The following is a 25483-nucleotide window of genomic DNA, read 5'->3' as shown; positions in this document are numbered from 1 at the left end:
GCGTCGACCGCGCATCGGCGCCACGTCCCCGCCCGGCCTCCCCGTCCCCAGGAGCCACCCATGCGACCAGTCCTCCCGTCCTCCGACGGCACGGTGGAGCGCGACCGTGCCCGCCTGCACTTCGACGTCTACGCGGAGCTCTGCCCTGCGGGCTCCCCCACGATCGTGCTCCTGCCCACCTGGACCGTGGTGCACGCGAGCGCCTGGAAGATGCAGATCCCGTACCTCGCGCGGCACTTCCGCCTGGTGGTGTTCGACGCCGCAGCCTCCGGTCGCTCCACGGGCCCCGCCGACCCGACGCGCCACACCCACGGCAACCGGCTCGCCGACGCCGCCGCGGTGATCGAGGCGACCTGCGACGCGCCCGCGCTGATCGCGGGCGTCTCCATGGGCGGGACCCTCGCCTACAGCCTTCAGGCGTACCGGCCCGAGCTGGTCGCCGGTGTCGTGTCGATCGGCGGCAGCGAGCCGTTCCGCGTCGACCCGCCGGACTGGCACGACGCGCACTGGGCGGACGACCCGTGGCTTCTCGAGTGGTCGAAGTTCGACCACGAGCGCATCCGCAGCGACTGGACCGGCTTCCTCGAGTTCTTCATGTCGCAGGTGAGCCACGACCCCCACTCGACCAAGGCTGTCGAGGACCTGATCGCCTGGGGCAGCACCCAGGACCCGGACGTCGCGCTGGCGAGCATCACCGATGCCGACGACCTCGACCAGGACGATTGGCGCCGCCGCCTCGCGGCCACGACCATCCCGACCCTGATCATCCACGGCACCGACGACCGCATCATCCACGTGGACAGCGCCCGTCGCGCGGCGGCGGAGATCCCCGGCGCGCGCCTGATCATCGACGAGGGCGCCGGCCATGCCCCGCACGCCCGCTACCCCGCGCTCAACAACCTCCGCATCCGCGACTTCGCGGACGAGGTGTTCGGCCGGCCCTCCCGCGCGGCCCTGGAGGCGGCGGCCTGGGCGGCCCCGGCATCGTCCCGCCGGAAGGTGCTGTACCTGTCCTCGCCGATCGGTCTGGGGCACGCGCGGCGCGACGTGGCGATCGCGCAGGAGCTCGCCGCCGCCCACGACGTGGAGATCGACTGGCTGGCGCAGGACCCCGTCACCCGGGTGCTGGCCGCCGAGGGTCACCGCGTGCACCCGGCGTCGCGGCTGCTGGCGAGCGAGTCGGCGCACCTCGAGGAGTCCTGCGGCGAGCACCAGCTCGACGTGTTCGAGTGCTCGCGCACCATGGACGAGATCCTCATCACCAACTTCCACGTGCTCGACGAGGTGGTCGCGGAGGGCCGCTACGACCTGATCGTCGCCGACGAGGCGTGGGACCTCGACTACCACCTGCACGAGACCCCCAGCCTCAAGAGGGCGCCGGTGGCGTGGCTCACCGACTTCGTCGGCAACGTGCCGATGCCGGCGCGTGGACCGCGCCAGGCCGAGCTGGTCGCCGACTACAACCTCGAGATGATCGAGCACGTCGCCCGGCATCCGGAGATCCGCGACGCCTCGGTGTTCGTGGGCGAGCCCGACGACGTCACGCACCTCCCCTTCGGACCTGGCCTGCCGGGGATCCGCGAGTGGACCGAGGAGCACTTCGACTTCACCGGGTACATCGCGGGTTTCGACCCGAGGACTCTCGGCGATCGCGACAGGCTGCGCGCGTCCGTGGGCTTCGGGCCGCGGGAGAAGGTCTGCGTGGTCGCCTGCGGCGGCACCGGGGTCGGACGGAGCCTGCTCGAACGGGTGGCGGCCGCGGTGCCCGCGGCACGGGCGCTGATCCCGGAGCTGCGGGTGGTGATCGTCACCGGGCCGCGGCTGGACCCGCGGACGATGCCGCAGGTCCCGGGGGTCGAGTACCACGCGTACGTCGACCGGCTGTATCGCTGGCTCGCGGCCTGCGACGTCGCGATCGTCCAGGGCGGCCTCACCACCACCATGGAGCTCACGGCGGCCAAGGTGCCGTTCATCTACGTGCCGCTGCGCGACCACTTCGAGCAGAACGTCCACGTGCGGGCGCGCCTCGAGCGCTACCGCGCGGGACGCCTCATGGAGTACGACCAGCTCGAGCCGGCCGCCGTCGCCGCGGCGCTGGTGGAGCTCCTCGGCAACGAGGTCGACTACGTCGACGTGGAGACGGACGGAGCGCGGCGGGCGGCGGCCCGCATCGGCGTGCTGCTGTAGCCGCTGCCGGGCGTGTCGCCAACATCACACGGTTGTTCGTCCGATAGTTGGCGTATCGCGGATTATCCTTCTGCGGTGGCACGGGGCAACGTCGCCTCGGACCGAAAGGAAGACACATGTCGCTGAACCGTGAGCAGACCGCGCGCGCAGGCCGTGAGATCGCCGCCAACCTCGCCCTCGCGGGGCTCTCGCCCGAGACCATCGCCGAGACCCTCGACTTCAGCCCGCGTCGCGCCGCCGAGACGCTCCGCGTGGGCCCCGCCGCCGACCCCGTCGACGTGTGGGCCGTGCGCGACCTGCTCGACGCGACCATCCGCGCGGCCGGCGCCGAGCCCGCCCCGTGGGAGGTCCTCACCGACAAGGCCCGCGTGGCCGCGGCGCAGTGGTTCGCGCTGCGGACCCCGCCGACCGTGACCGAGGCGCCCGCCGCCTGACCCCGACCGCGATGCGGGACCTCGGACCCGCATCGTCCACCCGCCGAGGCGCGTACCCTGGACGCGCCCTTTCTGACAACGACGTACAGAGGACTGGCACCGCATCATGATCGACAGCCGCGACCGGCTCGACCACCCCACCATGGACAACTACGGCGACCTGCTCGCGCTCGCGGGCATGGTCCGCGCCACCGGCAGGTGCGTGGCCTGCCCGCCCGAGTCAGCGCACCATCACGCCGAGCACCTCTGGCTGGTCCACGACGCCGCCACCCAGGACGCGACCCCCGAGGGCCTGCTGTGCTCGCGCCACGCGCTCGAGGCCCGGGCCTCGATGGGCTGAGCCCCGCCGCGCTCAGAGGTCCCTGAGCGCCCTCTCGACCAGGTAGGTCCGGTTCATGATCACGGCCTGGATGGCCGCGCCGAACCAGCTGACGATGCCGATGACCCCGGTCCACCAGCCGGCGGGCAGCAGCACCACCAGCGAGCTGAACACCAGCCACGCGCCGCCCGAGACGTAGTACTTGACCCGCGCGGTCTTGAATCCCGCCCAGACGAACCCGACCCAGCCGAGCACGCCGAGCGAGACCAGCGGCGGCAGGATCCACCATGACGTCTTGAGCCGCCACGAGCGGTTCTCGAGCTTGCGCACGGCGTGCGGCGGCAGCGGAGCGCCATCGGGGCGGCTGGCGGGCGTGGGCATGGAACCTCCTCGTCTGCCCCTCAGCGTAGGCGCGGCGCGCCGCGCGTCCCCCCACCCGGTCCGGACGGCGCGCCGGCCGTAGCCTGAGCAGGTGAACCGCCCCCGAGCCGTCCTCGCGATCGCGATCCTCGGCAGCTTCGTCGCCTTCCTGGACAGCAGCATCGTCACGGTCGCGCTCCCGGCCATCGAGCGCGACCTGGGCGGCGGCGTGTCGATGCAGCAGTGGGTGGTCGACTCCTACCTGATCACGCTCGGCGCGCTGATCCTCGTGGCGGGCTCCCTGTCGGACCTGCTCGGCAGGATCCGCATCCTGCGCCTGGGCCTGCTGGGCTTCGCCGTCGCCTCCGTCGCGATCGCGCTCGCCCCCACCGCGGGCGTGCTGATCGGCGCGCGACTGTTCCAGGGCGCCGCCGGCGCGCTGCTGGTGCCGTCCAGCCTCGCGCTGATCATGTCGACGTTCCGCGGCCCCGAGCAGGCCAAGGCGATCGGCACGTGGACCGGCGCGACCACCGGCGCGTTCGTGGTCGGCCCGCTGCTGGGCGGGCTGCTCACCGACCTCGCGAGCTGGCGGTGGGCCTTCGGCATCAACGTGCTGCCGATCGCGATCACGATCCTCCTGCTGGGGCGCCTGGGCCCCTCGGAGAGGCGGCGCCCGGGGACGCGGGTGGACCTCATCGGGGCGGCGCTGGCCGCGGGCGGCCTCGGGGCCACCGTGTTCGCGCTGATCGAGCAGCCACGGCTCGGGTGGATGCACCCGGCGATCATCGTGACCGGCACGCTCGGCGCGGTCGCGCTCATCGCGATGCTGATCCACGAGTCCCGCACGCCCGCGCCGATGCTCCCGCTGAGCCTGTTCCGCATCCGCAACTTCGCGTGGGGCAACGCCGCCACGTGGATGATCTACGGCGCGCTCGCGCTCAACGGCTTCATCCTGGGCGTCTACCTCCAGACCGGGGCCGGGCTCAGCGCGACCCAGGCGGGCATGGCGTCACTGCCGGTGATGCTGCTGATGATCCTCGGCTCCTCCACGGTCGGACGGTGGGCAGGTCGCCGGGGCCCACGCCTCTTCATGACGGCGGGACCGGCCGTGATGGCGGTCGGCAGCGTCATGCTGCTCGCCGTCGACGCCGAGTTCGACTACTGGACCCAGGTGCTGCCCGGCGTGATCGTGTTCGGCGCGGGCCTGACGCTCACCGTGGCGCCGCTGACCTCCGCGATCCTCTCCCCCGTGGGCCCCGACCGCGCGGGCATCGCGAGCGCCGTCAACAACGCGGTCGCGCGCATCGCGGGCCTGGTCGCGGTCGCGATGCTCGGATCGATCGTGGCCGGCCTGCTGGACCTCACCGGCTTCCACCGGGCGACCGTGGTCACGGCCGTGCTCCTCGCCGCGGGCGCGGCGATCTCCTGGGCCGGCATCAGGAACGATGCGGCGGTCCAGTAGACGTAGAGCTCACCGGTGCCTGACGTCGGCACGGATGCTCAGCAGGGCGATGTCGTCGTCGTCGAGCGGGATGCGATGCCGCAACCGCGTGATCGACAGGCCGACGTTCAGGCCCAACAGCGCCACGGCCACCAGCGTCATCGCCATGTGCGCGTGGAACGCGCCGCCCACGGTCTCGCTGATCACCGCGAACAGGCCGTATGCGCCGAACAGGCCGCCGACCACGGCGGTGCCCCAGGCGCTCGCACGGTCGTTCAGCAGCAGCGTCGCGACCGCCATCACCAGCGGGATCACGACGAAGCCGTTCATCATGTAGCCCCACAACGGGACGATCTCCTCGCCCTCCATGGTGCCGCCGACGGCCTCCTCGATCACGCCCGGCTCGTAGAAGAACAGGGTCAGGGCCGACAGCAGCGCGATCGCTGCGGCGAGCCAGATGCCGGTGGCCTGGACCCTGAATACCAGGGATCTCATGATCTCTCTCCCCTCCTCGGTGAGGTCGGGGACCACTCTCGATTCTAGTCGGGGTCAGTCGAGCGGGCAGGTCCAGACGTTGAGGGTCATGTCGACCCCGCGGTACTCCTCCTCGATCACGCCCACGCGGGTGAAGCCCGCCGTCCGGCACAGCGCGTTCGACGCGTCGTTGTCCACGTTCGGGCAGGCCATCAGCAGCGGCGCCGCAGCCCCGGAGACGTCACGGTGCGCCCGCGCGTCCACGACCAGCAGCCGCAGCGCAGCGCTCGCGGCACCCCTGCGCTGGAACGCGGGCAGCACGTTCCATCCGGCCTCGTAGCACGCGCGACCGTCCCACTCCGAGACCCACCAGCCGATGCCGCCCACCCCGACCCCGGCATCGTCCCGGATCGAGTACATCCGCGGCATCCCCGCGTCCCACCCGCGGATGTACTGCTCGTGGCGGCGGCGCACCCGCGCCTCCGTCTCCGGCCCGCCCAGGTGGGCGGTCATCTCCGGGGCGTTGGCCGCGATCAGCAGCGGCAGGTCGGCGTCCGTCCAGCGACGGAGCCGGTACCCGGTCATCGCAGCACGTCGAGGGCGTCCGAGTCGCCCTTCTCCTCGTCGGTCAGCAGGCCGGCCCAGCCCTCGTACTCGCCGCCGTACTGGTCGGCGATGCGCTCGCACAGGTCGATGGTCTCGCGCAGGTAGTCCGGCACCAGCGGCTTGTTGAAGCCCCGCACGAACACCATCCACTCGGGGATGTCGTGGCTGGGCTCCACAAGCTCGTGGGTGATGCGCATGGCCCGCAGCTCATCGACGGCGAGGCGCACCTTGGGCTCGGAGGTGAAGCTGAGGAAGAACTCGGACTCCCGCGGCGCGGTGACGTCCGCCCCGCGGGCCTCGAGCGCGTCGAGCTGCTGCGCATCGTCGCTCCACAGGCTGTACGGCGCGACCCTGCTGCGCCCGCCCCCGAACACCTTCGACAGGAAACCCATGGGGCTCACGCTATCCCGCGCGGGTCCCGGCTCACGACCCTTCGGGCCCCCGCGAGACCTCGACGAACCCCAGCCCCTCGTACAGCGCCCGCGCACCCGCGTTGTCCTCGTCCACGGTCAGCCCGAGGGCGTGCTCCCCCACGGCCTTGGCGGCGCGCGCGGCGGCAGCGAGCAGGCCCGACGCGACGCCCTGACGCCGGTGATCGGGGATCGTGAGGCAGTTGAGGACGAACGGGCTGTCCGGCGCGTCGTCGATCGTGATGCGCTGGACGGTCGCGACCACGCCGGCGACGTAGCCGTCCTCGGTCACGCCCACCGGCGACGCGACGGGCATGAAGTCGCCCCACCGGCCGGTGAAGATCGACTGCGTCGAGGCGACCGCAGCGTCCCAGGTCTCGAAGCCGCGGTCCCCCTGGTAGGCCTCCCACGAGGCGGCGGCGAGCCACGGGATGTCCTCGGGCTGGAGCGGCCTGACGTGCGGCCAGGGGGTCGCAGCGGCGATGATGGAGTCCACGGGGGCCGTCATCACGATGCGCATCCTCGGGCTGTCGTCTGCCATTCCAGCAACGTAGCACCGCCCTCTTGACACATACCCCCTGGGGTATGCATACTGGACATCAAGCGACCGGCGCCGCCTCCCCCCTCATGGCCCGGTCGCCTCAGACCGACCGGCGACCGCCGGGACAAGACGACAAGAAGGAGTCACCCTATGTGCTCTCGCATCACCTGCAGCCAGTGCGGCAAGGCCACGTGGACCGGTTGCGGCAACCACGTCGAGCAGGCCCTCGCGGGCGTCGCCAAGGACCAGCGCTGCACCTGCGAGCAGACCTCGAACGCCGGCTCGTTCGGCTCCATCTTCGGGTCGATCTTCTCGCGCTGAGCCGCTGAGAGCAGGCCGGACCCCGCCACTACCTTTCCGGTGGCGGGGTCTTCTGCTGTCCGGGGACGATGAGCGGGCCGGGACGATGCGGCGGTCACGCAAGATCAGGGCGTTCCCCGATGGCGGGTCCCGACCGCCCGTGCCTACGCTCGAGGCATGAGCTACCCGACCGTCCCGCTCCCGCCCAAGGACACGGCGATCACCTACATCCTGTGGTTCTTCCTCGGGATCTTCGGCGTGCATCACTTCTACCTGGGCAAGATCGGCCGCGGGATCCTGTGGCTCCTGACCGCGGGCCTGCTCGGCATCGGCTGGCTGGTCGACCTCTTCACCATCCCCAGCCAGGTGCGCACGGTGAACGCGCGGCGCGCCGCCGGCATCCGCTGATCCCCACCGGACTCCCAGCCCCCTCCCAGGGACGTGCGGTCCACTGGATCGCATGACCCGACGACGCGCCCTGCTCCCGCTGCTCGCCACCGCCACCCTCGCGCTGGGCGTCAGCGCCTGCGACGCCTCCGAGGCCGAGAGCACCTCCGCCGCGTCCGTCGACGCCGCCGCCATCGCCGACGTCTGGGACTCGACCGTCCTGCACACCTTCGAGGTCGAGTACGAGCAGACCGACTACGACGCCCTCATGTCCGCGTACGAGTCCGCGGGCGAGAAGGTGTGGATCGCGGCGACCGTCACCATCGACGGGGTGACCTACGAGGATGCCGGCCTCAAGCTCAAGGGCAACTCCTCCCTGCGCGGAGCGTCGAGCGCGGACGACCCGGCGACCCTGCCCTGGATCGTGCGCCTCGACAAGTACGTCGACGGGCAGGCCCACGACGGCTCGACGGAGTTCGTCATCCGCGGCAACTCCTCCGAGACGTCCCTCAACGAGGCGATCGCGCTCGAGCTGCTCGACGCTTCGGGTCTCGCGGCCCAGCAGGCGATCTCCGTCGCGCTGACCGTCGACGACGGCGAGCCCGCGCTCCGGCTGGTGGTCGAGAATCCCGACGACTCCTGGATGGAGCGCGAGCTCGGCGACGGCGCGCTCTACAAGGCCGAGGCCGGCGGCGGCTACGACTACCTGGGCGACGACTCCGACGCGTACGCCGAGGTCTTCGACCAGGAGGGAGGCGACGACGACCTGGAGCCGCTGATCGACTTCCTCGAGTTCGTGAACAACGCCGACGACGCGACGTTCGCCGCGGAGCTCGCCGACCACCTCGACGTCGACGCCTTCGCGACGTACCTCGCGTTCCAGGAGCTGGTCGACAACGACGACGACATCGACGGCCGCGGCAACAACTCCTACCTCTACTTCGACCCCGACACCGGGCTCATGACGGTGGTGAACTGGGACCTCAACCTCGCCTACGGGGCGACGCCCGGCACGGGCGGCGGCGCAGGCGTCGGCGCGGGAGCAGACGCGGGCGACCGGACGATGCCCGGCGGGAGGGCGCCCGGCGGCGCCCAGGCCGGCGCGGGCGGGCCCAGCGACGGGAACATCCTCGCGGCACGCTTCCTGGCGGACGACGACCTCGCCGCCCTGGTCGACGCCGAGGTGACCCGCCTGACCGAGGCGCTCTACGGCGACGGCATCGCCGACGAGGCGCTCGACGCCTGGTCCTCGATGCTCCTCGACGGCGCGACGGACCTGGTCCCCGCCGAGACCATCGAGTCGGAGGCCTCCGCGCTGTCCGACCGCTTCCCCGCATGACGCATCGTCCCGGACCACCGCATCGTCCCCGCTGGTAGGTTCGACACGACGCCCAGGAACGGAGATCACACGTGTCCGAGATGACCGCGCCGCCCACCACGCAGCCGCGCTACGGCGTGCATTCCGAGGTCGGGCGCCTGCACTCCGTGCTCGTCTGCTCGCCGGGGCTCGCCCACCACCGGCTCACCCCCTCGAACTGCCACGACCTGCTCTACGACGACGTCCTCTGGGTCGAGCAGGCGGAGCAGCACCATCAGGGCTTCGTCACGCTGATGCAGGACCGCGGCATCGAGGTCAAGGAGCTGCACACCCTGCTGGCCGAGACCCTGCACGTGCCCGAGGCCCGTGACTGGCTGCTGAGCCGCAAGATCACCCCCGACGAGGTCGGGCTCGGCCTCGCGACCGACATCCGCGAGTTCCTCGACGAGCTCGACAGCGCCACGCTCGCCGACTACCTCATCGGCGGCCTCTCCACGCACGACCTCCCGCGCGACTTCTCCCCGCCCGGCGTCCAGCTGGTGCGCGAGGAGTCGGGCATGACGGACTACCTGCTGCCCCCGCTGCCCAACACGCTCTTCACGCGCGACACCACCAGCTGGGTCTACGGCGGGGTCACCCTCAACCCGCTGTACTGGCCCGCACGCCACGCCGAGACGCTGCTGATGAAGGCCGTCTACTCGTACCACCCCGACTTCGCGGGCGCGGTCCGCACCTGGTGGGGCGATCCCGAGATGGAGCACGGCTTCGCCACGCTCGAGGGCGGCGACGTCATGCCGATCGGCAACGGCACCGTGGTGATCGGCATGTCGGAGCGCTCCTCCCGCCAGGCCATCACCCAGCTCGCGATGGAGCTGTTCCTGGGCGAGGGCGCGGAGCAGGTGATCGTGGCGAAGATGCCGCGCATGCGGGCCGCCATGCACCTCGACACCGTGTTCACGCTCGCCGACCGCGACGTCTGCACCGTGTTCCCCGGGATCATCGATCAGATCGAGACCTTCACCATCCGCGAGGCGCCCGCCCCGACGTTCCTCGACGTCAACCGCGAGGACCGGCCCTTCGTCGACGTCGTCGCGGGCGCGCTCGGGCTGGACCATCTGCGCGTGATCGAGACCGGCGGCGACCGCTACATGTCCGAGCGCCAGCAGTGGGACTCCGGCAACAACCTGCTCGCGCTCGAGCCCGGCGTGGTGGTCGCGTACGACCGCAACGTCGCCACCAACAAGAAGCTCCGGGCCGCGGGGGTCGAGGTGCTGGAGATCGTCGGCGCGGAGCTCGGCCGCGGGCGCGGCGGCGCGCACTGCATGACCCAGCCGCTGCTGCGGGACCCCGTCGACTGACCGCCGCCGCGGGGGGATCCATGGCACCGGCGGAACCGTGCGCACGGCTACGACGCAGCCCGACGTGGCACGGCATCGTCTACCTGGCGGCCGTCGGCCGCGCGCTGTGGGTGGCGGTGGCGCTGGTCGTCATCGCCGCGGTCGCCGTGGGCCTCTGGCTGGGCCGGGACGATGCGGCGGCCGGGTGCGCTGAGGATCCCCCCGTGGTGGACGCCGGGTCCTGCTGACGCCACCCGGAGATGCGACGAGCGCGGCCACACCGTCGTGGCCGCGCTCGTGAGGCGAGGTGCGGGCACGCCATTGTGTCCGCACCCTTCGACGCTAACGCTCGTAACAGCGTGATGGCACCCCGTTTGCCCAACCGTGACCTTCGCATCGTTGCAGATCTCGTGAGAGCGCGCTCTCACCTGTGAACGGAGGTCCGGGGTTCTCCGGGTCGCGCTGTTCCGGTCCGGATTCATCCCCGCTACAGTCGACCGCAGAGGGGGGCACCGATGATGGCTCAGACCAGCGAATCACCCCATGCCGCGCGCGAGCGCGTGAGCGCGGACGAGCGACCCCGCAACCGCCACGAGCGCCACCTCGCGGGCAGCCGCCGCGCGACTCGGGAGGCCCGGCCCGGCTGGACCCGCCCCCCGCGGATCTTCGAGCCGAGCTTCTCGGGCGTGGGCCTGGTGGTCGGCGCCCTCTTCATCGCCGTCAGCCTGCTGCCGTCGCTCCTCCCCCGCGGATCCGTGGTCCAGGGCGTCGCCACGGGAGTGTCCTTCATGCTCGGCTACGGGATCGGCGCGGCCGGACACGCGATCTGGAACTACCTCGAGATCCCGAACCTGCGCGGGCGCGCGCGGACGATCGTCGCCTGGGTGCTGCTCGGCTTCATCGGTCTGATGCTGGCGTCCGCGATCTGGGGATGGGTCGGCTGGCAGAACGAGATCCGCCACACCTTCGGCATGGACGACCTCCACCCCACCGCGTGGCCCCTCGTGATCGGCTCGGGGCTGCTGACCGCGGCGCTGGTCCTGATCGTGTCGAGGTCGTTCCGCACGCTGTTCCGCTGGGCGGGCGACACGCTCGACCGCTGGCTGCCGCGCCGTCTCGCGATCACGCTCTCCACGGCCGGGCTGCTCCTGCTGCTCTGGCTGCTCGTGTCCGGAGCGCTTGTGCAGGGCTTCTTCGCCGGGGCGAACGCGATCTTCTCCGTACGCGACACGAACGACAAGGCCGGCGTGGAGGAGGTGACCTCGGCCCTGCGCTCCGGCAGCCCCGCCTCGACGGTCGAGTGGGAGGATCTCGGCCGCCAGGGTCGCAGCTTCGTCTCCTCGGGCCCGACGATCGACGAGCTCGACGGCTACAACGGCGGCGGAGCGCGTGAGCCCATCCGCGTCTACGTCGGCCTGAAGTCGGCGGACACGCTCGAGGAGCGCGCCCAGCTGCTGCTCGACGAGCTGATCCGCACGGGTGCGTTCGACCGGAAGGTGCTGATCGTCGGCACCACCACCGGCACCGGCTTCCTGGAGCCCAACGGCGTCGACTCCCTCGAGTACCTGTTCAACGGCGACACCGCGATCGCGGGCCTGCAGTACTCGTACCTGCCCAGCTGGATCTCGCTGCTCGCCGACCAGCAGGCCGTCAAGGAGACCTCGCAGGAGGAGTTCCGCGTCATCCACGACTACTGGGCCGAGCTGCCCGAGACCTCGCGACCCGAGATGTATCTGTACGGCCTCTCGCTGGGCTCGTACGGCGTGGAGTCGGTGCTCAGCAGCATCGACATCATCAACGAGCCGATCGACGGGGCGCTGCTGTCCGGGCCGCCGTTCGTCAACCTGCTGCACAACGAGCTCGAGCGGACCCGCGACGCCGGCACGCCCCAGTGGCTGCCGACCGTGAGCGAGGGACGCACGGTCCGATTCACGGGAGAGGTGGACTCGCTCGACGCGCCGACGTCGACATGGGGCGACACCCGGATCGTCTACTTCCAGCACGGCTCCGACCCGGTGGTCTTCTTCACCCCCACCGCCTTCTACCGGGAGCCGGAGTGGATGCAGGGCACGCGCGCGCCGGACGTCTCGTCGACCATGGCATGGTTCCCGCTGGTGACAGGGTGGCAGCTGCTGCTCGACCTCCCCGCCGCGGGCTCCGTCCCCGAGGGCTATGGGCACATGTACTCCGTGACCGGCAACCTTCAGGCCTGGGTGGGCGTCACGGAGCCCGAGGGATGGACGGACGCCGACACGGACGCGCTCGCGGCACACCTGGAGGAACGCGTGGTCGAGCAGCGCACCCTGCTGGAGCAGCTCGGCGACTGACCGCGCGGCCCGTCGCGGCCGCACCCCTCAGCGGCTGACGTCGATCGTGACGCCCGTGGTCGTGCCCTCGCCTGGCCCGAGCACGGGCGCGCCCGCGTGCGTGCCGGTGCGGTCCGGACCGAACAGCGGCGCGTTCGTCGGCTCGATCCCCAGCGCCCAGCCGCCGCGGGTCGGGTAGATCCACTGGACGCAGCGCGGCTGCTCCGAGGCGCGCCACTCGATTGTCGCCGTTCGGCCCGTCGGAGACGTGACCTGGGCGCGCGCGACGCCCGCGGCGTCGGCGACCAGCCCCGCGTGCTCCCACACGGACTCCCCCACCGCGTCCGACGGCTCGGGGTAGACGGACCACGGCACCGCCGCGGCCTCGGGGTCGCGCGGTTCATGCGTGGCGGCATCGACGGCCACCGCGGTGCCCGGCAGCACCAGCGGGGCGCCCAGGTTGACGTGGTAGAGCACGGGGATCGCCGCGGGCACGACGCCGCGGTTGACGACCGTGTCCCGCACCTCGACGCGCGGAGCGCCCGCGCGCACGCGGATCTCCCGCCGCACCTCGACCTGGCGACCGAACACGCTCGCGGAGTCGATCACGCCCGTCACGAGGACGTCGCCGTCCGGGGTGCGCCCGACGGCGACGTCCTCGGCCGGCGTGAGATGGTGCGAGCCGTGCAGGCCGAACCCGTCGCGCGCGGGGCCGATGTTGTCGAATCCGCAGGTCGCGAGCGCTCCCCCGCCGAACCGTCCGATCCATCCCTCACCGCGCGGGTCACGCGATCCGCCGCGCGGCCCCAGCGCGGAGCGCCAGGCGTACGGCACGTTGTCGTACCACAGCGAGCCCAGGTCGAGGCCGCGCTCGGGGAGGATCTCGACGCTCACGCCGCCGAGCATCGTCACGCGGTAGGAGCGCGCCCCTGGGCCCGACCGCGGGTCGCCGACCTGCTCCCGGATCTCGGCGAGAGCGTCGGGACGCGAGGCGAACCCCTCCGAGAGCAGGGACGAGGCGGATGGCTCGGACATGGCGGCCGCCGCCCTCAGACCGCGTCCGCCGGCGACGGCGGACGGCAGCGGATCGCCTCGAAACCGGGCCCGGCGGTCACCGACCAGACGCCCGCGGCGTGCGGAAGCAGGGCCGTGGCGCCACGCCGGACATCAAGCGAGTCACCTGACTCGGACGTGAGGGTCGCGGCGCCCGAGGTGCACACCAGCACCGAGAACCCCGCCTCCAGGACCGAGTCCCCGCGCACGCGCTCCGCCCGGAAGAAGGGCGCCGCGGCGGCAAGGAGGCTTCCGCCGTCGCGCGCCCGAGCGGTGCGCAGGGACTCGACCTGCTCCCGGGACAGGGCACGGCGGTCGACGGCGCGAAGCGCACGGTCGAAGCCCAGCCCCAGGTGCCCGGCGACGGCTCCGTCGATCGCGAAGCCGTCCCACTCCATGAGGATCGAGAGGTCCGTGGGCTCCTGGAGCTCGACCAGGAACGCGCCCTCTCCGATCGCGTGCGCGGTGCCGGCCGGCACCAGCACCGCGTCGCCCGCCTCGACGCTCAGCCGATGCATCGCGCCCAGCATCGCCGCGGTGTCCTGCGCGCTCACCCACCGGGCGAGCTCGTCCTCGCCCACCTCGCGCGTGAAGCCCAGGTGCACGTCCGCGGGCTCGAGGAAGATCCAGGCCTCGGTCTTGCCGTGAGCGAGCCCCAGGTGCTCGGCCGCGAAGGGGACGTCGGGGTGCGCGTGCACCGGCAGCCGCTGGCCCGCATCGAGGAGCTTCACCAGCAGGCACGTGTCGGCGCCGAACGCGGCGACGTGCTCCTCACCCAACCAGGCGACCGGGTCGGCCGCGACCGCGTCCGCCAGCGCCGTCCCGTCCGGGAGCACCGTGCGTCCGAGCGAGGCCTCGCCGAACAGCGGCGTCACGGACCCGACCCAGTCCTCCGGGGTGTGCGGGCGTGCCGCTCCGTCGCCACGGAACGCGGCGATGCGCTCGCCTCCGGCGTAGAAACGGTCGGCCGGCTGGTTCGCGCCGAGCAGCGTCGCCCGGGCGGTGAGGGTGGTCATGCGCGGCTCCTCGTCGCGGCCTGCGACACCAGGGCGGCCACGACGCCGCCCACGAAGGTGTCTCCCAGGCCGATGGTGGTGGGGCTGTCGGTGTCGAGCACGCGGGCGGCGCGGCACGCGACGCGGTCGCCCAGCAGCGCCTCGATGCCCTCCGCGAAGGCGACGCCGCGCTCCTGGCGGGGCAGCCGCATCGTCGCGGCGTACAGGTCGGCGTCCAGGGCGTCACCGTGGAGGTAGCGCGTGCCCGCGAGCGCGGAACCGGCGTCCAGGGCGTCCGCGAATCGCGCGGCGCCCGGACCGTAGGCGAGCGCCCACGCGCTCGTATGGACCACCAGCGTGGGGCCGGGGATCAGCGCGCGCAGCGTGGCGAGAGCGTCGGCCACGTCGGCGGGGTCCAGCAGGTCGACGTCGCGGCCGACCCGCGTCGCGAGCTCGTCCTCGTTCATCCCGTAGACGTCCACCACGTCGGAGAGCTCGCGGATCAGCACGTCCGCCAGCTCGGGCACGTGGTAGCCGGCGTCCTCGAAGACCACGAGCGAACCGGCGGGCATGCGCTCGATCGCGTCCCGCATCGTCTGGATGCGGGCGCGCAGCGCCGCCTCGCTCATCATGGCGTTGAAGCCGCTGATGAGGAACAGCCGCGCTTCCTCGAGCAGGTCGCCCAGCCCGGGATCGATGATCATCTCGGTGTTCGGGCGGTCGCACACGTAGATGAGGCGGTTCGACGCCGGCGCGACCAGCTCCGTGCCGTCCGCCAGCCTCACCCGCGCCCCGCGCGGGAACTGCACGATCAGATGCGGGTTGAGGGTGTCCTCGTCACCGCTGCAGATCCAGACCACGCCCGCCGGAAGGAGCCGGCGAACGTGGTCGTCGACGCTCACCAGGTGGAGCGTGCTGGGGACGCCGATGCGGCTCATCGCGAGCGCGGCGCGCACCGAGGTGCCGCCGAGCGTGATGCGCCGCTCGAACATGCGGCTGAGCGCCTCGATCGGCTCGAGCGCGGCGACCGCGCGCTCTCCCCCGACGCCGTCCCTGAGGAAGGCGAGGATCGAGCGCACCAGATCCCGCTCGCTGCCGATGACGTCGCCGCGCTCGAGCTCGGAGGCCACGATCCCGTGGCGCCGTGCGAGCTCCTCGAGCGCGGCGACGTCCCAGGTGATCTCATAGTCGAGGCAGCCCCCGAGACCGAGCACCGCTGCCCCCGCCTCGGCGCCGGCCGCCGCCGCCCCGTCCATGTCCGCGATCACCTGTGGCTCCCTCTCAGAACAGGGAGGCCTTGCCGGCGGCGCCGAACAGGTCGATCTTGTGGGCGGCCTCGACCTTCATGGCCTCGATCGCCGGCGGCTGGATCGTGTTGGGCTCGCGCAGGCTCGCGTCCGCCATGACCTCGCGCATCTTGGTGTGGTAGGCCACCTTGATGTCCGAGGAGATGTTGATCTTGTTGACACCCAGCGTGGCCGCCTCGCCGATCTCCGAGTCGGGGTTGTTCGAGCCGCCGTGGAGCACCAGCGGGATGTTCACCGCGGCCTTGATCTCCTTGAGCAGGTCGAGCTTGAGCTCGGGCTTCATCCACGACGGGTAGATGCCGTGCGAGGTGCCGATCGCGATGGCGAGCGAGTCCACGCCGGTGAGCTCGATGAAACGGACCGCGTCCTCGGGCACCGTGTAGATGATCTCCGCGGCGCCGTCCTCGGCCTCCGCGTCGGTCTTGCCGATGGTGCCGAGCTCGCCCTCGACGGACAGCCCGACCGCGTGCGCGATGTCGACCGCGGCCTTGGTGAGCGCCACGTTCTCGTCGAACGGGAGCATCGAGCCGTCCAGCATCACCGAGGTGAAGCCGCTCTGCACCGCCCACACCATCTGGTCGACGGTGGCGCCGTGGTCGAAGTGGATCGCGACGGGGACGGAGGCCCGGTGCGCGAGCTCGCGGATCGCGGGCATGAGGGCGTCCGTGGTGTGGGACAGCTCGTCGGGGTGGATCGCGATGAGCAGCGGGGCGTTCTTCTCCTCGCTGATCTCGACGATGCCGCGGCACATGTTCCAGTCGGAGATGTTGAAGGCCGGGACAGCGAAGCTGTTCTCGTGAGCCACCTGGAGGATGGCGTCGCCGGAGGTGAGCATGGGTGTTCCTTTCGGGTTGCGGGGGTTGTGGTCCGGCGCTACGCCTTGACGGCGCCGGCGGACATGCCGCCGATGAAGTAGCGCTGGAAGAACAGGAAGAGCACCAGGACGGGGATGGAGCCGAGCACGCTCATGGCCATCATCTGGTTCCACTCGTAGGCGTGCTGGCCCATGAGCAGCTGGATGCCGATCGGCACCGTGCGCATGTCGTTGGTGCGGGTGAGGGTGAGCGCGAAGAGGTACTCGTTCCACGCGATCATGAAGGTGTAGACACCCACCGAGACCATGCCGGGGACGGAGATCGGGAGCAGCACGCGGAACAGCGCCGTGATGGGCCGTCCGCCGTCGACCTTGACGGCCTCGTCGAGCTCGCGCGGCAGGGTGTTGAAGTACCCGGTCATCATGATGATCGCGTAGGGCAGCGTGAACACCATGTAGGTCAGGATCAGGCCCGGGTAGGTGTTGTACAGCCCGAGCGCGACCACGAGCCCGAAGTACGGGATCAGCAGCGTGATCGGCGGCACGGCCTGGACCGAGATCACCACCACGTTGATGAGGCGCTTGCCGGGGAACTCGAAGCGGCTGAACGCGTAGGCCGCGAGCACCGCCACCGCGAGGGTGAGCACGGTGACCGCTCCGGCGATGAGGTAGCTGTTGAAGAAGAACCGCAGCTTCTCCGGGTCCGTCAGGATCGCGACGTAGGCGTCGAAGCTGAAGTTGCTGGTCACCAGGCGGGGCGGGTACGCGAAGATCTCGCCGTTGGTCTTGAAGGAGCTGGAGAGCATCCAGACGATGGGCGCCGCGGGGAAGGCGGCGCAGACCACCAGGGCGGCGATCAGGGCGGCCTTCTTGGCCTTGTGGCGGCGGACGACCTGCTCGCGCGTGGGGACGCCGGCGGCGTCGACGGTGGTGGCGGACATGTCAGTCCCTCGCCTTCTGATGACGGACGTACAGGTAGGCGAGGATCATCGACAGCACGAGGACGATCACCGCCGCGGCCGAGGCGACCGAGAAGTCGTAGGTCGCGAACGCCAGCTTGTAGGTGTAGGTCGACAGCATCTCCGTGCGGTTGATGGGGCCGCCGCCGGTGGTCATCCAGATGAGCGCGAACTGCTGCGTGGTCCAGATGAAGTCCAGCAGCGCCATCGAGATGATGATCGGCTTGAGCTGCGGGATGGTGACGTGGAAGAACTGCTTCACGGGGCCCGCGCGGTCGATCAGCGCGGCCTCGTACAGGTCCTTCGAGATCCCCTGGAGGCCCGCCAGCAGGCTGACCATGAAGAACGGGTAGCCGGACCAGATGTTGATGAAGGTCACCGCGGGGAGCGCGAGGCTCGGGTCGGACAGCCACTCGACCGTGCCAGAGCTGAGCCCGAACGTCTCGGTCAGGTAGTTGACGATGCCGTTGGGCGACAGCAGCATGCGCCACAGCACCGCGACGATCGCGATGGTGAACAGCCACGGGAGGATGTAGACGGTGCGGAAGATCGCCTTGGTGCGGTGACCGAGCATCGGCGAGTTCAGCATCAGCGCGAAGCCCATGCCGATCACGAAGTGGGCGATGACCGAGGCGCCGGCGAAGAACACGGTGTTCCTCACCGCGACCATGAACACGGGGTCGGTGAGGACCTCGCCGTAGTTCTCGAAGCCGACGAAGTTCGACTCGGGGGCCGTGATGACCCGGTCCATCAGCGAGTAGCCGATGACCATGACGATCGGCGTGACCATCAGGATGATCAGCAGCACCAGCGTGGGCGACAGGAAGCCGAAGGGGCCGAGCCGCCGGAGGAGGTCGCGGCGCCGGGTGGAGGCGGTCGGGGGTTCCGCTCCCTTGCCGGCCCTCGCCTCGGGAGGCGTGAGGGTGGTGGTCATGAGATGACGCTCCTTGGGGGGTGAGGGTCGCGCCGGGCGTCGGGGGCACCCGGCGCGACCCTGGTGGTGGGTGGGAGGGGGAGGAGCTCCTAGAACTCCTCCTCCCACGCCGCCTGAGCGTTCGCGAGGGCGGTGTCGACGTCGATCTCGCCGGCGAGCATGCTCTGGAACTGCTCGGAGAAGTCGCGCATCAGCTGCTCCGCCACGGGGAGGCCGACGAACTCGTTCGCCGGGTAGCCCGCCTGCCAGACGTCGAACGCGGTCTGGAACATCGGGTCGTTCTCCACGAACTCCGGCACCGCGGTGCTGTTGCCCGGGAAGGCGTTCGCGGCGTTCGCGAGCTCGCCGTTGGCGGCCTCGCTCATGAGGAACTCGATGAGCTTGAAGGCCTCGGCCTTGTGCTCGGAGTTCTCCGCGACACCGATGCCCCACGAGGCGTACGGGGTGCCGCGCTCACCGGTGTAGCCGTCCTCGGCCGGCAGCGCCGAGAGGGTGAAGTTCAGGTCGGGGTTCGACTCGCGGATCGTGTTGATGTGCGCGAGCGAGGAGACCATCATGGCCACGCGGCCGTTGGTGAACTCCTCCACCTTGTCCTGCTCCTTGAGGGTGGCCGCGCCGGGAGCGATCACGCCGTCGGCGTCGAGCTGGGCGATGAACTCGACCGCGCTCTTGACCTCGTCGTTGGTGACGTCGGGCTGGCCGTCGGCGAGCATCGAACCGCCGGAGGCCCACACCCACGACATCACGTCGTTCTGGATGCCGTTCGGCGCCTCCAGCGACAGCGGGAGGATCCAGCCGGACACGTCGTCGGTGGTGACGGCCTTGGCGGCGGCCTCGAACTCGGACCGCGTGGTGGGCACGTCGACGCCCGCGGCGTCGAGCAGGTCCTGGTTCGAGAACAGCATGTACGCGAAGTTGACCACCGGGATCATGTAGGTCGAGCCGTTCAGCTGGACCTGGCTCGCGAGCTGGGACTCGTCGTATCCCGCCTCGGTCATGAGGGCCGAGAGGTCGGAGATCGCGCCCTGCTGGACGAAGTCGGAGACCCAGGCGCCGTCGAGCCCGACCACGTCGGACATGGTGCCGGAGGCTGCACCCGCGACCACCTGCTCCTTGGTGGAGGCGTAGGGGCCGGAGAGGAGCTCGACGGTGATGCCGGGGTTCTCCTCCTCGAACTGGTCCATCAGACCGCGCAGCATGCCCTCGGGAAGCTCGGGCTCCCACCACTGGGCGAACTCGAGGGTGACCTCCTCGCCCGATCCGGTGTCGGTCCCAGTCGAACCGTCATCGGTGGTGGTGCCACCGCTGCTGCAGGCCGCGAGGCCGAAGATCGCGAAGCCGGCCGCGCCGGCCATGAATGCCTTCCGTGCTCGAGCACCGTTGCTCATCGTTGCTTCTCCTTATCGAAGTGTGCCGCGTTTTGCGCCTCAATGCGCTCTTGTGCGGCTTCCCTCACGCTAGACCGGCAAAATAACGCATGTCAAGTCGAGAAGCGGCATGTTCTGGCAACGATTTCGTAACCTGCGATGCCTGTTTGCCGATGTTAAGGCAAACATTCTGCGTGTTGATGCGGGTTTGTGCTACAACTGCGGGTATGAACCAACCTCTGGGGGCAATGATGACCGAGGAGGCACGCCGCCGGCTTCCCGCCGGGCGCAAGGCGCGACTCGCCGCGCACGTCGCGGAGAACGGCCAGGTGACCGTCGCGGAGCTCGCCGACATGTTCGGCGTCTCCGTCGACACCATCCGGCGCGACCTGGACCAGCTGGACGCCGACGGCGTCCTCATCCGCACGCACGGGGGCGCGGTCAGCCCCGACGCGCTCCCGAAGCCCGACACCGGCCTCGAGATCCGCCGGCGCGTGCAGACCTCGGCGAAGGAGCTCATCGGCGGCCTCGCCGCGAGCCTGGTGCAGGACGGGCAGAGCATCCTCGTCAACGGCGGCACGACCGTGCTCGCCCTCGCGCGCGCCCTCCGGGATCGCAGCGATCTCACCATCGCGACCAACAACCTGCTCCTGCCCAGCGAGATCCCCGCGGGCGTGTACCGGAGCCTCTACGTCTTCGGCGGCATCGTCCGCGAGAGCGCCCAGGCGACGATCGGCCCGGTGACGTTCACCCCGCTCGGCTCCCCCGGCGTGGAGGTGAACGCCGATCTCGCCTTCGTGGCGATCGGCGGGCTCACCGTCTCGGGCGGCTACAGCACCTCCAACGTGGCGGAGGCGCAGATGATGCGCGACATGATGGACCGTGCGGACAAGGTCGCGGTGCTGTGCGACTCCACCAAGTTCGGGCGCAAGCTGTTCGCGCAGTTCGCCCCGCTGGAGCGCGCCGACTACATCGTCACCGAGGCACCGCCGGCGCCGGAGTTCCGGGACGCCTTCGCCGAGCGCGGTATCGCGGTGCTGACGCCGTAGTCCCGCCGAGCCGTCACGCCGCGACCCGCACCACGACCTGGGTGCCCCACGGATCCAGCACCGTCAGCCCGTCGACGGTGCGCTCGTGCACGGCGCCTGCCGCGCGGGCGCGAGCCTCCACGGCGTCGACGGTGGCGGCGTCCGGCACCGTGACCGTGAGGTGGCCGAGGCCGAGCGCCTCGGGACGCTCGCCCGCGCCGGCGGAGCTCCATGTGTTGACCGCGAGGTGATGGTGGTAGCCGCCCGCGCTGAGGAACACCGCGGAGTCGATCCGGCTGGTCACGGCCATGCCGATGACATCGACGTAGAAGCGCTCGGCGGCGTCGACGTCGCCTCCGCGCAGGTGGACGTGCCCCATCGCGACGCCGGTCGCCGCCAGCGTCGGCCCGGACGCCGGCAGGTGCTCGGCGAGGAAGGCGTTCGGGTCCAGGGCGTACGTGCCCATGGTGACGCGCCCGTCGGTCCAGGTCCAGGTATCGCGCGGCAGGTCGACGTACAGCTCGACGCCGTTGCCCTCGGGGTCCGCGAAGTAGAACGCGTTGCTCACCGTGTGGTCGGAGGCGCCCTGGAAGGCCTCGGGCGAGGCCGTCGCCACACGGACCACCGCCGACGCGAGCTCGGAGGCATCCGCGAACAGGAAGGCGGAGTGGTAGAGCCCCGCCTCGCCAGGGTCGTCGGTGCCGAGCCCGGGCGCGCGGACGATCCGCACCAGCGCCTCGCCGTCCGCGCCGAGCACTGCGGTCTCGGAGGTCTGCTCGATGACCTCCAGGCCGACTCCACCCGCGTAGAACTCCACCATGGGGGCGAGGTCGGCGACCAGGAGCTCGACCTCGCCCATCCCCGCGGCACCCGGCAGCGCCGCGACCGGGGGGACGCCGTCGTCGGAGGACCGCGCCATCGTGGTCCCGACGGTGACGCCGACGGCGAGGAGCACGATCGCGCTCAGGATGATCAGGGACGTGCGGCGGCGGGAGGGCGCGTTCATGCGAAGGGAGCTCCGGGGACGATGCGGGTACGGGTGCGCCCGCGCGGCCGGGTGGCCGCGCGGGCGAGGGGTGACGGCTGGCGCGCGCCGGGAGGGGTGGCCGGCGCGCGCCGGCGCAGTCAGCGCTGGACGGCGAAGCCGCCGGTCCAGCCGAGCTTCTCGCCCACCGCGAGGGTGAGCTGCGCGAAGCCGATCGCCTCGAGCTCGTGGGCGCGGGCCAGCGAGCCGGCGTCGATCGCACCGAGGCCACCGGCCTCGACGGCCGCGACCAGGGCGGCCTTGGCGGCGGCGGAGTCGCCGGCGACCAGCACGGTGGTGGTGAGCTCGCCGATCTGCTTCGACGCGAGCGTCGCCGCGAAGTTGGTGTTGAAGGCCTTGACCACGGTCGCGCCGGGGATCTTCGCCTGGATCTCGGCGGCGGCCGACGAGCCGGCGGGCACCACCAGCGAGTCGAAGGTCTCGAAGTTCAGCGGGTTGGTGATGTCGACGACGACCTTGCCGTCGAAGGCGTCGCCGTAGGCCGCGAGGATCGAGTCGACCGCCGGGTAGGGCACGGCGAGCACGACGACGTCGCCGGACAGCGGCGCGGTGCCGACCTGGTCCTTGGCGATGTACGTGACGGACGAGCCGCCCTCGGCGAGCACGCCGCCGATCGCGTTGGCCATGTTGCCGGTGCCGATGATGGTGAAGGTGGTCATGATGTGCATCCTCTCCTGGGATCCGGACCGCCTCGCGGCCCTTTGGTTGTACCTACAAGTACAGACTCTAGACCCTTATTGTTGTAGATGCAACCTTCGAGTAGGATGGGCTCATGACGACCACCGACACCGCCCTGCGCCACGGCGAGCGCGTGGCCGTCGCGCGCCTGCACGCGCTCCTCGAGCTGCTGCCGACCGCGCTCGACCACCGCATGGCCGCCGCCGGCCTCACCGCCTTCGAGTACACGCTCCTCGAGGCGCTGTGGGAGGCCGACGGGCACCGGATGCGCCTCAGCGCGCTCGCCGCCCGCACCAACGCCACCCTCCCCCGGCTGTCCCGCGTGGTCACGAGCCTCGAGAAGAAGGGGCTCGCCACGCGCACCCCCTGCGCCGAGGACGGGCGCGCCTTCAACGCCGAGCTCACCGACCGCGGCACGGCGACGCTCCTCGACACGCAACCCCTGCACGCGGACGCCGTGCGCGAGATGATCCTCGACGACCTCAGCGACGACGAGGTCGACCAGCTCGCCGGACTCGCCCTCAAGATCCTGGGCCGCCTGGACCCGGACCGCCGTCTCGACATCACCGCCTGCCTCGCCGACCCGGCGCCGGCGGCGGAGTGCCCCGCGGGCCCCATGCCCGCCTGCCCGGCGGATCCGCGCGAGGGCTGACCGCTCAGTCCATCTGCAGCACGCGGTGCGGCACCCACCCCTCGCGCCCTGCGAGGTCGCGGCACCAGCACCAGCCGCTCACCGCATCGTCCCTGACGGGCTCGACCGAGTCGCCCGCGGCGACGGGGAGCTCCCGGGTGTCGTACGCGGCGAGCACGGTCGCGACGGGTCGCGCGGCGTCGAGGTGCCGCTCCGGCACCCAGCCCTCACCCGACGCGGCGGACACCAGCACGAACGCGGGCCACTCGGCGTCGCGCTCACCCACGGTCACCCGCTCCCCCGGCGCGATCACCAGCGGCGCGCGGTCGGGGATCTCGTGGTCCATCACCACTCGCATGCGCCCAGGCTAGCCCGGGCGCGCATCGGCCCGGCACGCCGAAGGGGGCGCGCCGGGCCGGGAACCTGACGGGGCGGAGGACGTCCGCCGCCCCGCACCTAGTGGTGCTTCTGCGCGAGCCTCCACATCACCCATGACGTGGACACGAAGCGCCAGAACTGCACGAGCACGTTCCGCCGGCGGCGCAGCTCGCCCGTGGTGGGCAGCGGGGCCTCGCCGATGCGGGCGTTGGTCTGATCCATCACTCGCCTCCGATCATTCCGGGATCATGGTCCAGCCCGGACGGGCCTTCGCCTTGTAGATGAACAGGGTGTGGAGCATGCGCTTCACCCAGTGGCCGGACAGCCCGATCTCGCCCTTGGTGGCCTTGAGGTCGCGACCCGTCTCCGGGTACCTCTCCCAGTCGGGCACCACGGGGCTCATGGTCATGGCGGCGGCGGTGCCCGACTTCATGCCGTGCCCGGCGGAGGCGACGCACGCCGCGGCCATCTCGGACATGGACGCCGAGTGGGTCGGCGCGGCGGCTCCCTTGAGGATCATGTCGGCGATCGACTTGGCGACCACCTTGCCCATGGTCCCCGACGGCATGCCGGTGCGCGGCGGCGACGGTGCGACCGCGACGCCGTCGGGCGTCGCCCGCGGCTTCGAGATCTGGTGCGGCGGAGCGAACGCGATGCCCACCGCGAACACGTTCCGGTAGACCGGGCTCTGGTAGGTGCGAGGCCAGTCCTTCGCGCTCCACTCCTCGTACTTCTTGGGCGTGTAGTCCGCGTCGACCTTGAGGAACCCGGACGGCGCGAACACGGTCGAGGTGATGTCCTCGCCGTCCTTGCCGAACGCCTTCCAGTCGTTGCCCTTGAACGGCGGCAGCAGCATGGCGAAGTCGAACTCGAGGTCGTTGTGCGAGCCGTCCAGCTGGTCGTAGTGGATGACTCCGGGCTCGATCGAGGTGACGGCCGCGCCCGTGATCGCCTCGACCCCGCGCTCGCGGAACAGCGACTCGGTCCACAGCTGCGAGGACGTGCGGAAGCCGTTCTGCTCGAACTGCATGCCGCCCACGCCGAAGTCGCCGAGCTCGTTCTCGTTCGTGAGGTACACGAGCCGCGCGTTGTCGCGCACGCCGGCCTCGCGCAGCTCGTGCTCGACGTTGAACGTGTACTCGAACGCCGCACCCTCGCAGGTGCACGTGCCGTGCCCGACGCCGATCACCACGGTCTGCTTCTTGGTGCGCAGCACCTGCGTCAGGGCCGCCAGCCGGGCCGATGCCTCGGTCGCGTGGTCGGGCGTGCAGACCGAGAGCGTGTGGCCGTCGTCGGGTCCGAGGCCCGGCGTGGCGCCGAAGTTCAGCTTGGGACCGGTCGCGTTGATCACGTAGTCGTAGCGCAGCTTCTCCGTCTGCCCCTGATGCCCCGCGTCGGTGCGCTCGACCTCGACGGCGGGACGCGCATCGTCCGCGTCCCCCTCGGGCCACAGCGCGAAGGCCTTCGCCTGGACGAACTCGATCCCCTTCTTGGCGTAGATGGGTCCGAGGTCGAACACGACGTCCTCGTGGGTCATCTTGCCCACGCCGACCCAGATGTTCGACGGGATCCAGTTGTAGGTGGGCTTGGGGTTCACCACCGTCACGGTGTGCTCCTTGGGGAGGAGCTTGCGCAGGTAGAGCGCCGCCGTGTGGCCGGACACGCCGGCCCCGAGGACGACCACTCGGGCCATTCCGATCACCTTCTTCGCTGATCATGAGGGCGATCGTCGGTGACCGCCCTACCTTTCAGGTTTATACCCCTAGGGGTATATCACGCCAGGGTCGAAGGTCCCAAATCCAGGGGTGACGATACGTGTGCCGGAGCGCGACGGCGCGCCGCGACCCCGGGAGGTCGCGACGTCCGGCGCCGGA

29 protein-coding genes are annotated in these 25483 nt (G+C 71.1%); 12 read left to right on the top strand and 17 right to left on the bottom strand.

Going from position 1 to position 25483, the window contains the following annotated elements:
• The first annotated feature begins 60 nt into the window (after positions 1-60).
• The 3 genes from QQX13_RS09320 to QQX13_RS09310 all read left to right on the top strand — a co-directional run bounded on the left by QQX13_RS09320 (position 61) and on the right by QQX13_RS09310 (position 2961).
• Positions 61-2187: an alpha/beta hydrolase gene (locus QQX13_RS09320; protein WP_301153233.1), complete on the top strand. Its 2127-nt coding sequence runs from the start codon at positions 61-63 to the stop codon at positions 2185-2187.
• 116 nt (positions 2188-2303) lie between these two features.
• On the top strand, positions 2304-2621 hold the full coding sequence (locus QQX13_RS09315; protein WP_301153231.1) for a DUF2316 family protein: 318 nt from the start codon (positions 2304-2306) through the stop codon (positions 2619-2621).
• Between the two features lie 106 nt (positions 2622-2727).
• Positions 2728-2961 carry a hypothetical protein gene (locus QQX13_RS09310; protein WP_301153230.1) on the top strand — a complete coding sequence of 78 codons (234 nt, stop codon included), beginning with the start codon at positions 2728-2730 and terminating at the stop codon, positions 2959-2961.
• A 12-nt stretch (positions 2962-2973) separates the two neighbouring features.
• Here the strand turns inward: QQX13_RS09310 and QQX13_RS09305 are convergent, their stop codons facing one another.
• Positions 2974-3321 (bottom strand): hypothetical protein, encoded by a 348-nt coding sequence (locus QQX13_RS09305; protein ID WP_301153229.1) that lies wholly within the window; start codon positions 3319-3321, stop codon positions 2974-2976.
• A gap of 91 nt (positions 3322-3412) precedes the next feature.
• Between QQX13_RS09305 and QQX13_RS09300 the strand changes: the two genes are divergently transcribed.
• Positions 3413-4762 (top strand): MFS transporter, encoded by a 1350-nt coding sequence (locus QQX13_RS09300; protein WP_301153227.1) that lies wholly within the window; start codon positions 3413-3415, stop codon positions 4760-4762.
• 9 nt (positions 4763-4771) lie between these two features.
• On the opposite strand, the gene QQX13_RS09295 is transcribed toward QQX13_RS09300, so the two are convergent.
• From QQX13_RS09295 to QQX13_RS09280, 4 genes are read right to left on the bottom strand one after another with little or no spacing between them, the layout of a single operon-like run.
• On the bottom strand, positions 4772-5236 hold the full coding sequence (locus QQX13_RS09295) for a hypothetical protein (RefSeq protein ID WP_301153225.1): 465 nt from the start codon (positions 5234-5236) through the stop codon (positions 4772-4774).
• Between the two features lie 54 nt (positions 5237-5290).
• Positions 5291-5800, bottom strand: a complete 510-nt coding sequence (locus QQX13_RS09290) for a GNAT family N-acetyltransferase (protein WP_301153223.1) — start codon at positions 5798-5800, stop codon at positions 5291-5293.
• Positions 5797-6213, bottom strand: coding sequence for a ribonuclease E inhibitor RraB (locus tag QQX13_RS09285; RefSeq protein WP_301118567.1), 417 nt, complete (start codon positions 6211-6213; stop codon positions 5797-5799). Before QQX13_RS09285 ends, QQX13_RS09290 begins: the two co-directional genes overlap by 4 nt.
• Positions 6214-6244: 31 nt before the next feature.
• Positions 6245-6772, bottom strand: coding sequence for a GNAT family N-acetyltransferase (locus QQX13_RS09280; protein WP_301153221.1), 528 nt, complete (start codon positions 6770-6772; stop codon positions 6245-6247).
• Between the two features lie 150 nt (positions 6773-6922).
• Between QQX13_RS09280 and QQX13_RS09275 the strand changes: the two genes are divergently transcribed.
• The 6 genes from QQX13_RS09275 (at position 6923) to QQX13_RS09250 (ending at position 12441) form a co-directional block, all read left to right on the top strand.
• Entirely contained in the window at positions 6923-7093 is a 171-nt protein-coding gene (locus QQX13_RS09275) for a DUF8730 family Cys-rich protein (RefSeq protein WP_301118569.1), read from the top strand.
• A 156-nt stretch (positions 7094-7249) separates the two neighbouring features.
• Entirely contained in the window at positions 7250-7480 is a 231-nt protein-coding gene (locus QQX13_RS09270) for a TM2 domain-containing protein (protein ID WP_301118570.1), read from the top strand.
• A gap of 52 nt (positions 7481-7532) precedes the next feature.
• On the top strand, positions 7533-8798 hold the full coding sequence (locus tag QQX13_RS09265) for a CotH kinase family protein (protein ID WP_301153219.1): 1266 nt from the start codon (positions 7533-7535) through the stop codon (positions 8796-8798).
• A gap of 80 nt (positions 8799-8878) precedes the next feature.
• Positions 8879-10135: an arginine deiminase gene (locus QQX13_RS09260; protein ID WP_301153284.1), complete on the top strand. Its 1257-nt coding sequence runs from the start codon at positions 8879-8881 to the stop codon at positions 10133-10135.
• Positions 10136-10155: 20 nt separating this feature from the next.
• Positions 10156-10362 carry a hypothetical protein gene (locus QQX13_RS09255; protein WP_301153218.1) on the top strand — a complete coding sequence of 69 codons (207 nt, stop codon included), beginning with the start codon at positions 10156-10158 and terminating at the stop codon, positions 10360-10362.
• Positions 10363-10629: 267 nt separating this feature from the next.
• Entirely contained in the window at positions 10630-12441 is a 1812-nt protein-coding gene (locus tag QQX13_RS09250; RefSeq protein WP_301153217.1) for an alpha/beta hydrolase, read from the top strand.
• Positions 12442-12468: 27 nt separating this feature from the next.
• On the opposite strand, the gene QQX13_RS09245 is transcribed toward QQX13_RS09250, so the two are convergent.
• The 7 genes from QQX13_RS09245 to QQX13_RS09215 all read right to left on the bottom strand — a co-directional run bounded on the left by QQX13_RS09245 (position 12469) and on the right by QQX13_RS09215 (position 19870).
• Positions 12469-13455 carry a DUF4432 family protein gene (locus QQX13_RS09245; RefSeq protein ID WP_301153215.1) on the bottom strand — a complete coding sequence of 329 codons (987 nt, stop codon included), beginning with the start codon at positions 13453-13455 and terminating at the stop codon, positions 12469-12471.
• Positions 13456-13469: 14 nt separating this feature from the next.
• Positions 13470-14489 carry a class I mannose-6-phosphate isomerase gene (locus QQX13_RS09240; RefSeq protein ID WP_301153214.1) on the bottom strand — a complete coding sequence of 340 codons (1020 nt, stop codon included), beginning with the start codon at positions 14487-14489 and terminating at the stop codon, positions 13470-13472.
• A complete protein-coding gene (locus QQX13_RS09235) occupies positions 14486-15736 on the bottom strand; it encodes an ADP-dependent glucokinase/phosphofructokinase (RefSeq protein ID WP_301153212.1) in 1251 nt (416 codons plus the stop codon). Before QQX13_RS09235 ends, QQX13_RS09240 begins: the two co-directional genes overlap by 4 nt.
• Positions 15737-15749: 13 nt before the next feature.
• Positions 15750-16610, bottom strand: coding sequence for a ketose-bisphosphate aldolase (locus QQX13_RS09230; RefSeq protein ID WP_301153211.1), 861 nt, complete (start codon positions 16608-16610; stop codon positions 15750-15752).
• Positions 16611-16648: 38 nt separating this feature from the next.
• Positions 16649-17530, bottom strand: a complete 882-nt coding sequence (locus tag QQX13_RS09225; protein ID WP_301118578.1) for a carbohydrate ABC transporter permease — start codon at positions 17528-17530, stop codon at positions 16649-16651.
• Position 17531: 1 nt separating this feature from the next.
• Positions 17532-18482, bottom strand: a complete 951-nt coding sequence (locus tag QQX13_RS09220; RefSeq protein WP_301153209.1) for a carbohydrate ABC transporter permease — start codon at positions 18480-18482, stop codon at positions 17532-17534.
• Positions 18483-18571: 89 nt separating this feature from the next.
• Positions 18572-19870 carry an ABC transporter substrate-binding protein gene (locus QQX13_RS09215; RefSeq protein WP_301153208.1) on the bottom strand — a complete coding sequence of 433 codons (1299 nt, stop codon included), beginning with the start codon at positions 19868-19870 and terminating at the stop codon, positions 18572-18574.
• A 206-nt stretch (positions 19871-20076) separates the two neighbouring features.
• On the opposite strand from QQX13_RS09215, the gene QQX13_RS09210 reads away from it, so the two are divergent.
• Positions 20077-20898: a DeoR/GlpR family DNA-binding transcription regulator gene (locus tag QQX13_RS09210; protein ID WP_301118581.1), complete on the top strand. Its 822-nt coding sequence runs from the start codon at positions 20077-20079 to the stop codon at positions 20896-20898.
• Positions 20899-20911: 13 nt separating this feature from the next.
• Here QQX13_RS09210 and QQX13_RS09205 read toward each other — a convergent pair whose 3' ends face one another.
• Together QQX13_RS09205 and QQX13_RS09200 are read right to left on the bottom strand one after the other, a co-directional pair.
• Positions 20912-21883 carry a VOC family protein gene (locus tag QQX13_RS09205; protein WP_301153206.1) on the bottom strand — a complete coding sequence of 324 codons (972 nt, stop codon included), beginning with the start codon at positions 21881-21883 and terminating at the stop codon, positions 20912-20914.
• Positions 21884-22002: 119 nt separating this feature from the next.
• Positions 22003-22581 (bottom strand): NADPH-dependent F420 reductase, encoded by a 579-nt coding sequence (locus QQX13_RS09200; protein WP_301118583.1) that lies wholly within the window; start codon positions 22579-22581, stop codon positions 22003-22005.
• Between the two features lie 113 nt (positions 22582-22694).
• On the opposite strand from QQX13_RS09200, the gene QQX13_RS09195 reads away from it, so the two are divergent.
• The gene (locus QQX13_RS09195; protein WP_301153205.1) at positions 22695-23252 is read left to right on the top strand and encodes a MarR family winged helix-turn-helix transcriptional regulator; all 558 of its coding nucleotides are present in this window, start codon (positions 22695-22697) and stop codon (positions 23250-23252) included.
• A 4-nt stretch (positions 23253-23256) separates the two neighbouring features.
• On the opposite strand, the gene QQX13_RS09190 is transcribed toward QQX13_RS09195, so the two are convergent.
• The 3 genes from QQX13_RS09190 to QQX13_RS09180 all read right to left on the bottom strand — a co-directional run bounded on the left by QQX13_RS09190 (position 23257) and on the right by QQX13_RS09180 (position 25302).
• Complete coding sequence (locus tag QQX13_RS09190; protein ID WP_301153203.1) at positions 23257-23589, bottom strand: SH3 domain-containing protein; 333 nt, start codon at positions 23587-23589, stop codon at positions 23257-23259.
• A 98-nt stretch (positions 23590-23687) separates the two neighbouring features.
• Positions 23688-23831 carry a hypothetical protein gene (locus QQX13_RS09185; protein WP_301118586.1) on the bottom strand — a complete coding sequence of 48 codons (144 nt, stop codon included), beginning with the start codon at positions 23829-23831 and terminating at the stop codon, positions 23688-23690.
• A gap of 13 nt (positions 23832-23844) precedes the next feature.
• The gene (locus QQX13_RS09180; protein WP_301153202.1) at positions 23845-25302 is read right to left on the bottom strand and encodes an NAD(P)/FAD-dependent oxidoreductase; all 1458 of its coding nucleotides are present in this window, start codon (positions 25300-25302) and stop codon (positions 23845-23847) included.
• Positions 25303-25483: the final 181 nt, after the last annotated feature.

Source organism: Demequina lignilytica, assembly GCF_030418375.1.
GTDB classification, from domain to species: domain Bacteria; phylum Actinomycetota; class Actinomycetes; order Actinomycetales; family Demequinaceae; genus Demequina; species Demequina lignilytica.
Note: the sequence above shows the minus strand (reverse complement) of the source record. Positions and strands in the feature narration are given on the sequence as shown.

Coding starts and splice junctions, on each gene's coding strand:
- QQX13_RS09290 (WP_301153223.1), bottom strand. CDS start 5,800: ATGACCGGGTACCGGCTCCGTCGCTGGACGGACGCCGACCTGCCGCTG.
- QQX13_RS09210 (WP_301118581.1), top strand. CDS start 20,077: ATGAACCAACCTCTGGGGGCAATGATGACCGAGGAGGCACGCCGCCGG.
- QQX13_RS09275 (WP_301118569.1), top strand. CDS start 6,923: ATGTGCTCTCGCATCACCTGCAGCCAGTGCGGCAAGGCCACGTGGACC.
- QQX13_RS09260 (WP_301153284.1), top strand. CDS start 8,879: ATGACCGCGCCGCCCACCACGCAGCCGCGCTACGGCGTGCATTCCGAG.
- QQX13_RS09320 (WP_301153233.1), top strand. CDS start 61: ATGCGACCAGTCCTCCCGTCCTCCGACGGCACGGTGGAGCGCGACCGT.
- QQX13_RS09215 (WP_301153208.1), bottom strand. CDS start 19,870: ATGAGCAACGGTGCTCGAGCACGGAAGGCATTCATGGCCGGCGCGGCC.
- QQX13_RS09280 (WP_301153221.1), bottom strand. CDS start 6,772: ATGGCAGACGACAGCCCGAGGATGCGCATCGTGATGACGGCCCCCGTG.
- QQX13_RS09180 (WP_301153202.1), bottom strand. CDS start 25,302: ATGGCCCGAGTGGTCGTCCTCGGGGCCGGCGTGTCCGGCCACACGGCG.
- QQX13_RS09205 (WP_301153206.1), bottom strand. CDS start 21,883: ATGAACGCGCCCTCCCGCCGCCGCACGTCCCTGATCATCCTGAGCGCG.
- QQX13_RS09220 (WP_301153209.1), bottom strand. CDS start 18,482: ATGACCACCACCCTCACGCCTCCCGAGGCGAGGGCCGGCAAGGGAGCG.
- QQX13_RS09265 (WP_301153219.1), top strand. CDS start 7,533: ATGACCCGACGACGCGCCCTGCTCCCGCTGCTCGCCACCGCCACCCTC.
- QQX13_RS09225 (WP_301118578.1), bottom strand. CDS start 17,530: ATGTCCGCCACCACCGTCGACGCCGCCGGCGTCCCCACGCGCGAGCAG.
- QQX13_RS09270 (WP_301118570.1), top strand. CDS start 7,250: ATGAGCTACCCGACCGTCCCGCTCCCGCCCAAGGACACGGCGATCACC.
- QQX13_RS09240 (WP_301153214.1), bottom strand. CDS start 14,489: ATGACCACCCTCACCGCCCGGGCGACGCTGCTCGGCGCGAACCAGCCG.
- QQX13_RS09305 (WP_301153229.1), bottom strand. CDS start 3,321: ATGCCCACGCCCGCCAGCCGCCCCGATGGCGCTCCGCTGCCGCCGCAC.
- QQX13_RS09295 (WP_301153225.1), bottom strand. CDS start 5,236: ATGAGATCCCTGGTATTCAGGGTCCAGGCCACCGGCATCTGGCTCGCC.
- QQX13_RS09315 (WP_301153231.1), top strand. CDS start 2,304: ATGTCGCTGAACCGTGAGCAGACCGCGCGCGCAGGCCGTGAGATCGCC.
- QQX13_RS09245 (WP_301153215.1), bottom strand. CDS start 13,455: ATGTCCGAGCCATCCGCCTCGTCCCTGCTCTCGGAGGGGTTCGCCTCG.
- QQX13_RS09195 (WP_301153205.1), top strand. CDS start 22,695: ATGACGACCACCGACACCGCCCTGCGCCACGGCGAGCGCGTGGCCGTC.
- QQX13_RS09250 (WP_301153217.1), top strand. CDS start 10,630: ATGATGGCTCAGACCAGCGAATCACCCCATGCCGCGCGCGAGCGCGTG.
- QQX13_RS09310 (WP_301153230.1), top strand. CDS start 2,728: ATGATCGACAGCCGCGACCGGCTCGACCACCCCACCATGGACAACTAC.
- QQX13_RS09185 (WP_301118586.1), bottom strand. CDS start 23,831: ATGGATCAGACCAACGCCCGCATCGGCGAGGCCCCGCTGCCCACCACG.
- QQX13_RS09255 (WP_301153218.1), top strand. CDS start 10,156: ATGGCACCGGCGGAACCGTGCGCACGGCTACGACGCAGCCCGACGTGG.
- QQX13_RS09285 (WP_301118567.1), bottom strand. CDS start 6,213: ATGGGTTTCCTGTCGAAGGTGTTCGGGGGCGGGCGCAGCAGGGTCGCG.
- QQX13_RS09190 (WP_301153203.1), bottom strand. CDS start 23,589: ATGCGAGTGGTGATGGACCACGAGATCCCCGACCGCGCGCCGCTGGTG.
- QQX13_RS09200 (WP_301118583.1), bottom strand. CDS start 22,581: ATGACCACCTTCACCATCATCGGCACCGGCAACATGGCCAACGCGATC.
- QQX13_RS09230 (WP_301153211.1), bottom strand. CDS start 16,610: ATGCTCACCTCCGGCGACGCCATCCTCCAGGTGGCTCACGAGAACAGC.